The following is an 11,175-nucleotide window of genomic DNA, read 5'->3' as shown; positions in this document are numbered from 1 at the left end:
CACCGTCGTTGAAAAGCCGGGGGATGACTTGTGGATAGGGGTGAAAGGCTAATCAAACTCGGTGATAGCTGGTTCTCCCCGAAAGCTATTTAGGTAGCGCCTCGGACGAATACCATTGGGGGTAGAGCACTGTTTCGGCTAGGGGGTCATCCCGACTTACCAAACCGATGCAAACTCCGAATACCAATGAGTACTATCCGGGAGACAGACTGCGGGTGCTAACGTCCGTAGTCAAGAGGAAAACAATCCAGACCGCCAGCTAAGGCCCCAAAATCATAGTTAAGTGGGAAACGATGTGGGAAGGCATAGACAGCTAGGAGGTTGGCTTAGAAGCAGCCACCCTTTAAAGAAAGCGTAATAGCTCACTAGTCGAGTCGGCCTGCGCGGAAGATGTAACGGGGCTAAAACTATGTGCCGAAGCTGCGGATGCACATTTATGTGCGTGGTAGGGGAGCGTTCTGTAAGCCGATGAAGGTGGATTGAGAAGTCTGCTGGAGGTATCAGAAGTGCGAATGCTGACGTGAGTAACGACAAAACGGGTGAAAAACCCGTTCGCCGAAAGACCAAGGGTTCCAGTCCAACGTTAATCGGGGCTGGGTGAGTCGACCCCTAAGGCGAGGCCGAAAGGCGTAGTCGATGGGAAATTGGTTAATATTCCAATACTTCTGTGTAATGCGATGAGAGGACGGAGAAGGTTAGGTCAGCCTGGCGTTGGTTGTCCAGGTGGAAGACAGTAGGCATGCATCTTAGGCAAATCCGGGGTGCTCTATGCTGAGAGTCGATAGCAAGCCAGTTTACTGGCGAAGTGGCCGATACCATACTTCCAAGAAAAGTCTCTAAGCTTCAGTTACACAGGAATCGTACCCGAAACCGACACAGGTGGTCAGGTCGAGTAGACCAAGGCGCTTGAGAGAACTCTGCTGAAGGAACTAGGCAAAATGGTACCGTAACTTCGGGAGAAGGTACGCTGCTGATGGTGATAGGACTTGCTCCTTGAGCTGTCGGCAGCCGCAGAAACCAGGCCGCTGCAACTGTTTATTAAAAACATAGCACTCTGCAAACACGAAAGTGGACGTATAGGGTGTGATGCCTGCCCGGTGCTGGAAGGTTAATTGATGGGGTTAGCGTAAGCGAAGCTCTTGATCGAAGCCCCAGTAAACGGCGGCCGTAACTATAACGGTCCTAAGGTAGCGAAATTCCTTGTCGGGTAAGTTCCGACCTGCACGAATGGCATAATGATGGCGGCGCTGTCTCCAGCAGAGGCTCAGTGAAATCGAAATCGCTGTGAAGATGCAGTGTACCCGCGGCTAGACGGAAAGACCCCGTGAACCTTTACTGCAGCTTGACACTGAACTTTGACCTTACTTGTGTAGGATAGGTGGGAGGCTTTGAAGTAGGGACGCCAGTTCCTATGGAGCCATCCTTGAAATACCACCCTGGTAATGTTGAGGTTCTAACTCTGACCCATAATCTGGGTCGAGGACCGTGTCTGGTGGGTAGTTTGACTGGGGCGGTCTCCTCCTAAAGAGTAACGGAGGAGTACGAAGGTGCGCTCAGCGTGGTCGGAAATCACGCGTAGAGTATAAAGGCAAAAGCGCGCTTAACTGCGAGACCCACAAGTCGAGCAGGTACGAAAGTAGGTCTTAGTGATCCGGTGGTTCTGTATGGAAGGGCCATCGCTCAACGGATAAAAGGTACTCTGGGGATAACAGGCTGATACCGCCCAAGAGTTCATATCGACGGCGGTGTTTGGCACCTCGATGTCGGCTCATCTCATCCTGGGGCTGAAGCAGGTCCCAAGGGTATGGCTGTTCGCCATTTAAAGAGGTACGCGAGCTGGGTTTAGAACGTCGTGAGACAGTTCGGTCCCTATCTACCGTGGGCGCTGGAAATTTGAGAGGATCTGCTCCTAGTACGAGAGGACCAGAGTGGACGAACCTCTGGTGTACCGGTTGTGACGCCAGTCGCATCGCCGGGTAGCTATGTTCGGAAGGGATAACCGCTGAAAGCATCTAAGCGGGAAGCCTACCTCAAGATAAGATTTCCCTGTGACTTTATGTCACCTAAAGAGCCGTTCAAGACCAGGACGTTGATAGGTTGGATGTGGAAGCATAGTGATATGTGAAGCTGACCAATACTAATTGCTCGTGAGGCTTGACTATACAACACCCAAACAGTTGTATACAAAGCATCAATCGATTCATAAATATGCAATATCCCTTGATTCAGCCTGATGCTGGAACATACAATTCAGACCCAGATCTGCCCTCTGTTAATAACTCATTTGGACTAAAGTACGGCATATACTGCACCGCAGTTAAATCAGACCCGAACAAGTCCATCAACAGTTGTGCTGGCGACCATAGCAAGAGTGAACCACCTGATCCCTTCCCGAACTCAGAAGTGAAACCTCTTAGCGCTGATGGTAGTGTGGGGTTACCCATGTGAGAGTAAGTCATCGCCAGCTCATTATTCCAAAAAGCCCCCTCATGTGAGGGGGCTTTTTTTATGCGTGGGATTTAAAAAAGAAAGAGAGTTAGCCATAGCAGTGCTGGCAATAGCTGATCTATTTAAGCTGCTTAAGAGTTTAAAATTTTTTAATTAGCTGGCTATCCTAAAAAATAAATTGTATGTTTTATAATAAAAATATGCTATAAAAATTAAAAGAGGCATAAAAATTGCATTAATTTTATATGATAAAGTAAGGATGGGATATTATGAAGTTGTCGGTTGGGCTTAAAGTTGCAAATAGTTTATCCCTTACTCCCCAATTACAACAAGCCATCCGTTTACTTCAGTTATCTAGTTTGGAACTCGAACAAGAAATCCAGCTTCAGTTAGAAAGTAATCCTTTACTTGAACAAATAGATGATGAAAATTCAATTTCTACCCTATCAAATTCTAATAATACAGATATTCATGAGCTTGATCAGAGTCTAAATGCAGATCATTTACCTGAAGAGCTACCAGTAGATACTCATTGGGATGAAGTTTATATTCACCAGTCTACCGCGCTTGAGATTCCTGAGTTTCAGGAACAAGAGGACAATAATCATAAATCTTTAAGTTTAAAACAGCATTTGCTTGAGCAAATTAACCTTTTACATTTTTCCCAGATTGATCAGTTAATTGCCTATTGTTTAGTTGATTCTTTAGACCAACGAGGCTTTCTTGAAGCTGAAATTGAAGAAATTACTGCTTCTGTTCAGAATTTACTTGCAGAAATGGGTCATGAAGAAGAAGTAGAGGATGATGAGGTTTATGTGGTACTCAAGCATATTCAGCGGCTTGATCCTTTGGGTGCAGGCTCACGTAATCTGGCAGAATGTCTTAGGATTCAGCTTGAAGCTTTATCCTCTGTGCCAGTTATTCAGGATGCTTTGATATTGCTGGAGCATTATCATTTACTGATTGCTAATGATCTTGGCAAGCTATTAAAACAGACAGGGTTGAATACTGAACGTTTAAAGTCAGCAATTAATATGCTTAAAACTTTAAAAGCTTATCCCGGTATAGAATTTGAGGATGAATCATCTAATTATCAGATTCCTGATGTAATTGTATCTAAGAAGGACCAGATTTGGCATGTTCAGCTAAATACCGATATTTTACCTAAACTGCGTATTAATTCTTTTTATGCTGGTATGATTCGGCGCGCTGATCAAAGTACCGATAATAATTATTTAAAAGATCAGTTATATGAGGCAAAAAATTTTATTAAAAGTATTGATGAGCGGCATAAAACTTTATTAAAAGTAGCCAGCTGTATTGTTGAACATCAGCGGACTTTTTTTGAAATTGGGGCAGAGGGCATGAAACCCCTCATTTTGAGAGAGGTCGCTGAAGAAGTACAGCTGCATGAGTCAACTGTATCCCGGGTCACAAGTAACAAATATATGCTGACTCCACGTGGCCTGTTTGAGCTTAAGTATTTCTTTTCAAGTCACGTAGGCACCACCTCAGGGGGCGAGGCTTCTTCAACTGCAATTCGTGCCATGATTAAAAAACTAGTCTCAAATGAGAATCCCCGTAAACCCTTGTCTGATAATTCCATTACGAATTTACTTAAAGAAGAAGGGATTGATGTAGCACGTAGGACAGTAGCAAAATATCGTGAATCTTTAAATATTCCGTCGTCTTCTGACCGAAAGGTCTTGATCTAGTTTTTAGTCGAGCTATTCTAATAGTTCATTATGACAGCATAGTGAAACTTTCATTTTGATTTAGAGGAGCGGCAGGAATGGTTTGATATAATTTAACAGAATTCTATTTTCTGTCATTAGACTATCCCTGTTCTGACTTTAAAGCCTGAAACGAGGTGAGGAATAGAATTATGCAAATTACCATTCGTGGCCACCATTTAACGATTACCCCTGCAATAGAGCAGGATATCCGTTTCAAGTTTAATCAGCTGACTCAGCATCTTGACCAGGTAAATAGTATGCAGGTCAAGCTTAGTAAAGATCATGAAGTTACCAAGCGTTCAAAAAAAGGTAGTGCTAACCATAAGGCTGAAGCGATTATCCGTTTACCTGGAATTGAGCTATTTGCACAGGCTTGTGCAGATGATATGTATACTTCTATTAAAAAATTATCAGAAAAAATAAAAAGACAGCTTTATAAACATAGAAAGTTGCAATGTAGTTATCAACCTTTAGCAATTTAACGAAACAGTTTAAAAAAGAGGTTTAATACCTCTTTTTTTCATGTGTAAATTTTACAGGCCAACTGCATTATTCCTTTAGAGTTATAGTAATATATCTGGTTTTTACACCGTCAGTCTTACAAGAGGTTTTTACAATGAATAGTGAACAGCTCACTGAGATTCTACAAGCTGCTTTTCCAGAGGCAGAAGTTGCTGTGAGCGGACAGGCGGGAAAATTTGATCTTCGTATTGTTGATGATCAGTTTGAAGGTAAACGTACAATTGCTCGTCAGCAGGCAGTATATGCTCCTCTAAATTCCTATATCGCGAGCGGAGAAGTGCACGCGGTCACTATTCGCGCAATGACCAAAGAAGAGTGGCGCAAAGCAAGCCTGTTTGGAGCTTAAGACTTAAATGGATAAATTTGTAATTAATGGCGGTATCAAGCTCCAGGGTGAAGTACGTATTTCGGGTGCAAAGAATGCAGCTTTACCTTTACTTGCCGCCACTATTCTTGCCGAAACACCTATTACACTGACCAATGTTCCTAACTTAAAAGATGTAAATACGCTGGTAGAACTGATTGCCGGTCTAGGAATTAGCATCAGCTACAGTGGTGATACAGTCAAGGCAGATACCTCTACCTTAAATAATCAGTTTGCACCTTATGAGCTGGTTAAAACGATGCGCGCCTCTATTTTAGTGCTTGGGCCATTGGTAGCCCGTTATGGCAGTGCTCAGGTTTCCCTGCCGGGTGGCTGTGCAATCGGATCGCGTCCGGTTGACCAGCATCTCAAGGCACTCGAAGCATTGGGCGCACATATTGAAGTTGAAAATGGCTATGTTAATGCCAAAGTAGATGGCCGTTTAAAAGGTGCAGATATTACCTTTGATATGGTCACAGTAGGCGGTACAGAAAATATTTTAATGGCAGCAGTACTGGCAGAAGGTGTGACTACACTCCGTAATGCTGCTTGTGAGCCAGAAATTACAGATTTGGCTAATATGCTCATTAAAATGGGAGCCAAGATTGAAGGTGTAGATACAGATACGCTGGTGATTACAGGCGTAGAATCTTTGCAAGGCTGTGAATATGCTGTAGTAGCTGACCGTATTGAAACCGGTTCATATCTGGCTGCTGCCGCGATTACTGGGGGTAAGGTTAAGACGACCCATACAGACCCGACATTACTTGAGGCAGTGCTAGATAAGTTCGAGGAAATGGGTGCAGAAGTTACACGCGGAGATGACTGGATCGAACTGGATATGCAGGATAAACGTCCTAAAGCAGTAAGTTTCCGTACATTACCTCATCCTGACTTCCCGACAGATATGCAAGCACAGCTTATGGCTGTTAATGCGATTGGACATGGTTTTGCAACTATTAGTGAAACAATTTTTGAAAATCGTTTTATGCATGTGCCTGAGCTTTCACGCATGGGAGCCAATATACAGGTGGAAGGTAACGATGCCGTCGTGACAGGAGTTGAAAAATTATCAGCAGCTCCGGTCATGGCTACAGATCTGAGAGCTTCATTCTCTCTGGTACTGGCCGCGCTGGCAGCTGAAGGGGAGTCCATCGTTGACCGTATTTATCATATTGACCGGGGCTATGAGAATGTTGAGGCTAAACTTCAGAGTTTAGGTGCCCAGATTAAGCGAGTAAGTGCATGAGTGAAGTAAGAAACGATGATCCAAATTTTGATGTAATGGGTAATTTTGATCATGGTTTAACCTTGGCTTTGAGTAAGGGACGTATTTTAAAAGAAACATTACCTTTACTTGAAACAGCAGGTATTAATCTGCTGGAAGATCCGGAAAAGTCTCGCAAGCTAATTTTTCCAACTACCCATAAGCAGGTACGTATTCTAATTTTACGTGCTTCAGATGTACCTACCTATGTTGAAAATGGTGCAGCAGATCTGGGCGTTGCTGGTAAAGATGTGTTGATGGAACATGGGGCTCAGCATGTTTATGAGCCACTTGATCTAAAAATTGCTAACTGCAAGTTAATGACAGCAGGCAAAGTCGGTATGAAACGTCCACAAGGACGTTTAAAAATTGCCACTAAATATGTCAACCTGACTCGCCAGTACTATGCAAGTCTGGGGGAACAGGTAGATGTAATTAAACTTTATGGTTCAATGGAGCTTGCTCCCTTGGTCGGCTTGGGGGACTATATTGTTGATGTCGTAGATACCGGCAATACCTTGCGAGCTAATGGTTTGGAACCACTCGAAGAAATCTGTAAAGTGTCTTCACGACTCATTGTCAATAAAGCTAGCTTTAAACGTAAGCAGGCCTTGCTCAATCCAATTATTGCGCAGCTGGAAAAAGCAGTAGAAGCACGCCAGCAAATGAGCCCATAAAATATTTGTTATCTAAGACCGTCCGCAAGGACGGTTTTTTATACCTTAATTGGTTTTACCGCAGATTTGAAACTTCATCAATCTTAGCAAAAGTTATTTTCAATAAAAGTCCTTGAATACAAGAGCGATTCCTACCCACAAGTTCGTAGAAAACAGGTAAACTAAAGTTTTACATAGACCTTGTGGGTAAATTGATGCGACGTTTATCGACTCAAGATCAAAACTTCAAGCAAGCTTTTGCAGACTTGTTAGCTTTTGAGACAGTTAGTGACCCTGAACTTTTAAAAACTGTAGACCAGATCATTGCTGATGTGCGTCAACATGGTGATGCTCACGTTCTTAAACTCACTCAACAGTTCGATCGACATCCAGCGCATCAGTTTTCTGAACTTGAACTGACTCAAGCACAGTTAAAAACAGCATTTGAAAATTTAGAGCCGCAGGTACGTGATGCTTTAGAGATGGCAGCGGATCGGATTCGTGCTTTTCATCAGGCACAGAAACAGGATGGCTGGTCTTATATAGATGAATTGGGCAATACCTTAGGCCAGAAAGTGACTCCACTAGATCGGGTCGGTATTTATGTTCCGGGTGGCTTGGCCTCTTATCCTTCCTCTGTTCTGATGAATGCGATTCCTGCACATGTAGCAGGAGTATCCGAAATAATTATGGTAGTACCGGCACCAGATGGTGAATTAAATCCTCTGGTACTTGCCGCTGCATTCCTTGCTGGGGTAAGCCGGGTATTTACTATTGGTGGAGCACAGGCAGTAGCTGCACTTGCTTATGGTACAGAAACTGTTCCGCGTGTTGACAAGATTACCGGACCGGGTAACCGTTTTGTTGCAGCAGCCAAGCGTGCCGTATTTGGGCAGGTGGGTATTGATATGATTGCAGGTCCTTCAGAGATTCTGGTTTATGCTGAGGGATTAAATAATGCTGACTGGCTAGCCATGGATGTGCTGTCTCAGGCAGAACATGATACTGTGGCTCAAGCTATTTTTATTACGCCAGATGAGCAGCTATTACAGGCTGTGGAAGAGGCGATTGAAAAACATTTAAGTCAGCTACCCAAAGCCGAGATTGCCTGTACTTCAATTGCCAATCGTGGTGCTTTAGTTCTGGTAAATAGCCGTAAAGAGGCAATAGAGCTGATTAATCAGGTTGCTCCAGAGCATTTAGAATTATGTCTTGATGAAGCTAAAGAGATGGCTACCTTGATTCGTCATGCAGGAGCTATTTTTATGGGCCGTTATACACCAGAGGCAATTGGTGATTATTGTGCAGGTCCGAACCATGTCTTGCCGACATCAGGCACAGCGCGTTTTTCTTCTCCGCTTGGTGTATATGATTTTCAGAAGCGGACCAGTCTCATCATGTGTTCTGAACAGGGCGTACAACCACTGGCACGCACTGCAGATATTCTGGCACAGCAAGAAAATCTGGATGCTCATGCTCGCTCAGCCCGCTATCGCTATTGAGAGGCTTTTATAAAGAATTCAGGGGCTGTCAGGAACAGCCCTTTTTGGAAAATGAATTTGAGAATCTTAAACATGGAACTAACTACCGAACAAATGCGTTTTTGGAGTCCTGAAGTACGTAAACTTGAACCGTATATTCCTGGTGAACAGCCTAAACTTCAAAATCTGTTAAAATTAAATACTAACGAAAATCCTTATCCGCCATCACCTTATGTTGTTGATGCAATACAGGCTGTGCTGGCTAATCAGGCTGATGTATTACGTCTTTATCCGGACCCCGATGCAACTGCATTAAAAGAAGCAATTGCCCAGCAGCAGTGTATTACAGCCAGTCAGGTATTTGTAGGCAACGGGTCTGATGAGGTACTTGCACATATTTTCAAAGCATTTTTTATTCAAGAGCATCCAATTTTATATCCAGATATAACCTACAGCTTTTATCCGGTATATAGCCAGTTTTTTGGAGTTAAAACTAAAATACTGCCACTAAACGCTGACTTCGAAATTGACATTGCTGATTATAGGCAACCCAATGGCGGTATTATTATTACTAATCCAAATGCGCCAACCAGCATTGCATTAGATCTGCTGTCAATTGAAGAAATTCTTCAGAATAATCCTGACTCTGTAGTGGTTATAGATGAAGCCTACGTAGATTTTGGTGCAGAATCTGCAGTAAGTTTGGTAAGTAAGTATGAGAATCTGGTGGTATGCCAGACGACCTCCAAATCACGTTCACTCGCAGGTTTACGCGTTGGTTTTGCAATTGCCCAGCCACATTTAATTGCTGCACTTGAGACTGTTAAAAACAGTTTTAATTCCTATCCAATGGACCGTTTAGCTATTGCTGCTGCGGTAGCTTCATTTCAGGATCAAGACTATTTTCAGGCTATGTGCCAGAAAGTAATTGATAGCCGTGAGCAGCTTGTAAATGGGCTAGAAGCTTTAGATTTCAAGGTATTACCTTCTAAAGCTAATTTTATTTTTGTTTCTTTAGCTCATAAAAATGCTGCTGACTTGGCTGCCGAGCTGCGTCAACATGGCATTATTGTACGTTATTTTAACAAACCCCGTATTAATCAGTATTTACGTATTACTGTCGGTACGGATGAACAAAATCAAAGACTTATTGATACATTGAGAAATCAGATTCTAGTCTGATTATGATTCACCTGTTCTCTGCCATGTATTGAGTAAGTCCAGCATGGCAGATATTTTATCGAAACATTCCTGATATTCTGCCTCCTGTTCTGAAGCAATAGTAATACCGCCGCCTGCCCAGATAGAAATATCATGATCATATTTCTGGATGGTCCGGATCAGGATATTCCAGCAGCCTGTTCCATCAAAATTAAAATAACCTAATGAACCGCAATAAGTACCCCGAGCAGCTTCTTCAAGTTCTGCAATAATTTCCATGGCACGTATTTTAGGCGCACCCGTAATTGAGCCGCCCGGCAAAGCAGATAACAAGACCTGAAACGGTGAAATATTTTTGTTTAATATAGCTTGTACTTCACTGACCATATGATGGACTTGATTAAAACTTTCAATTTCAAATAATTTTAGTGTTTTAACTGAACCCTTTTGGGCATAGAGACTGAAGTCATTACGCAGTAAATCAACGATCATAACATTTTCTGCCTGATCTTTTTTGGAATTAATTAAAGTGTTTTTTGCTTTCTGGTCAAGTATCGGATCTGCATAACGCGGCATGGTGCCTTTAATCGGGCGTGTTATAATTTGCTGTTGTTCTTTAAAATCAATAAAAAGCTCAGGAGAGCAACTTAAAATTTCAAGATTATCTATTTTTAGGTAGCCCGCATAAGGTGCATTTGTTATAGCCCAAAATTTCGCTGCACAGTCTAGTAAATGACCATCACCTTGAGCTTTAAACTCTTGAGTTAAATTAATTTGGTAACAGTCACCTGCTGTAATATATTCTTGCACTTGCTTAAAGGCTGAAATATATTGCTGTTTAGTCCAGCGTGGCTGACAGGTCTGAACCAGCTGAAACACCTGAGTATCTGAATCATGATCTAAATGAAGAGCATCATAAATATTTTGATAAATGATGAATGCATCTTGACCTTCACTATAAAATATCCACTCTTCTGCTTCATACTTTAAATAATGATGATATTTGCCTAAATATAAACTTGGCTGTTTTTTATATTCTATATGAATTTTAAGATGTTGTTGGGCAGCAAAATCGTAGCTAATAAATCCAATATATCCACCGTTAAATCCTGCTTGAGAAGAACCCTTAAATTCAGGATCTAAAGAAATAAAATCAAGTAAATCTATCTTATGATGAGTAATTGAATAAGAATGATCAGTATTTTTTTTATAAGCTGAAAATAAGCCGGACTGGTATTCAATATATTGATCTGGCAGAAATGCAATAATAGGCCGATGATTATCTTCTAAATAAACTAAACCAAAAAAATCCCTCAATTTATTTAAAATAGAAGCAGGATCATTGTGATAAAAATCAAGCTTTTTTCTCAGCTTTGGCATAGTCTATAAGTGCATCTGATAAAACAGTGGCACATATTACTACATAATTAACTATGACCTAAATCCAGATACCGTTTATCGGTTTTGCTTTGATTATGATGGGCAGCAGTTGATCAATTAATCCTCTCAGGCTAACTTAAGCTTGCTAATCTAAAGTAGC

Annotated in this window: 8 protein-coding genes and 2 rRNA genes (1 of these 10 only partly in view); 9 read left to right on the top strand and 1 reads right to left on the bottom strand. The window is 42.1% G+C overall.

Annotation, left to right across the window (positions count from 1 at the left end):
* From AC0VYT_RS12070 to hisC, 9 genes are all read left to right on the top strand, one after another.
* Nucleotides 1-2,162, top strand: a 23S ribosomal RNA gene (locus AC0VYT_RS12070) (it extends 728 nt beyond the left edge of the window).
* Nucleotides 2,163-2,352: 190 nt separating this feature from the next.
* Nucleotides 2,353-2,467 (top strand): 5S ribosomal RNA (gene rrf, locus AC0VYT_RS12065).
* Between the two features lie 250 nt (nt 2,468-2,717).
* Nucleotides 2,718-4,163 carry an RNA polymerase factor sigma-54 gene (locus AC0VYT_RS12060; protein WP_005018555.1) on the top strand — a complete coding sequence of 482 codons (1,446 nt, stop codon included), beginning with the start codon at nt 2,718-2,720 and terminating at the stop codon, nt 4,161-4,163.
* A 170-nt stretch (nt 4,164-4,333) separates the two neighbouring features.
* A complete protein-coding gene (gene hpf / locus AC0VYT_RS12055; protein ID WP_005018556.1) occupies nt 4,334-4,666 on the top strand; it encodes a ribosome hibernation-promoting factor, HPF/YfiA family in 333 nt (110 codons plus the stop codon).
* Nucleotides 4,667-4,800: 134 nt separating this feature from the next.
* Nucleotides 4,801-5,052: a BolA family iron metabolism protein IbaG gene (gene ibaG / locus AC0VYT_RS12050; protein ID WP_005018558.1), complete on the top strand. Its 252-nt coding sequence runs from the start codon at nt 4,801-4,803 to the stop codon at nt 5,050-5,052.
* Nucleotides 5,053-5,059: 7 nt separating this feature from the next.
* Nucleotides 5,060-6,319, top strand: a complete 1,260-nt coding sequence (murA, locus tag AC0VYT_RS12045) for a UDP-N-acetylglucosamine 1-carboxyvinyltransferase (RefSeq protein ID WP_005018560.1) — start codon at nt 5,060-5,062, stop codon at nt 6,317-6,319.
* Entirely contained in the window at nt 6,316-7,014 is a 699-nt protein-coding gene (gene hisG / locus AC0VYT_RS12040; protein ID WP_005018563.1) for an ATP phosphoribosyltransferase, read from the top strand. The genes murA and hisG overlap by 4 nt, the downstream gene beginning before the upstream one ends.
* A 182-nt stretch (nt 7,015-7,196) precedes the next feature.
* Nucleotides 7,197-8,495, top strand: coding sequence for a histidinol dehydrogenase (hisD, locus tag AC0VYT_RS12035; protein ID WP_171053877.1), 1,299 nt, complete (start codon nt 7,197-7,199; stop codon nt 8,493-8,495).
* A gap of 72 nt (nt 8,496-8,567) precedes the next feature.
* A complete protein-coding gene (hisC, locus tag AC0VYT_RS12030) occupies nt 8,568-9,656 on the top strand; it encodes a histidinol-phosphate transaminase (RefSeq protein WP_005018567.1) in 1,089 nt (362 codons plus the stop codon).
* On the opposite strand, the gene AC0VYT_RS12025 is transcribed toward hisC, so the two are convergent.
* On the bottom strand, nt 9,657-11,015 hold the full coding sequence (locus AC0VYT_RS12025) for an anthranilate synthase component I family protein (RefSeq protein ID WP_005018569.1): 1,359 nt from the start codon (nt 11,013-11,015) through the stop codon (nt 9,657-9,659).
* Between the last annotated feature and the right edge of the window lie 160 nt (nt 11,016-11,175).

It is taken from the genome of Acinetobacter sp. QJM3NY_42 (assembly GCF_056173745.1).
The sequence above is the reverse complement of the archived record's forward strand: the minus strand, read 5'-3'. Positions and strand labels throughout refer to the sequence as shown.

What these genes read in the sequence shown, in the direction of transcription:
- ibaG (WP_005018558.1), top strand. Translation starts at nt 4,801, where the DNA reads ATGAATAGTGAACAGCTCACTGAGATTCTACAAGCTGCTTTTCCAGAG.
- AC0VYT_RS12025 (WP_005018569.1), bottom strand. Translation starts at nt 11,015, where the DNA reads ATGCCAAAGCTGAGAAAAAAGCTTGATTTTTATCACAATGATCCTGCT.
- murA (WP_005018560.1), top strand. Translation starts at nt 5,060, where the DNA reads ATGGATAAATTTGTAATTAATGGCGGTATCAAGCTCCAGGGTGAAGTA.
- hisG (WP_005018563.1), top strand. Translation starts at nt 6,316, where the DNA reads ATGAGTGAAGTAAGAAACGATGATCCAAATTTTGATGTAATGGGTAAT.
- hisC (WP_005018567.1), top strand. Translation starts at nt 8,568, where the DNA reads ATGGAACTAACTACCGAACAAATGCGTTTTTGGAGTCCTGAAGTACGT.
- hpf (WP_005018556.1), top strand. Translation starts at nt 4,334, where the DNA reads ATGCAAATTACCATTCGTGGCCACCATTTAACGATTACCCCTGCAATA.
- AC0VYT_RS12060 (WP_005018555.1), top strand. Translation starts at nt 2,718, where the DNA reads ATGAAGTTGTCGGTTGGGCTTAAAGTTGCAAATAGTTTATCCCTTACT.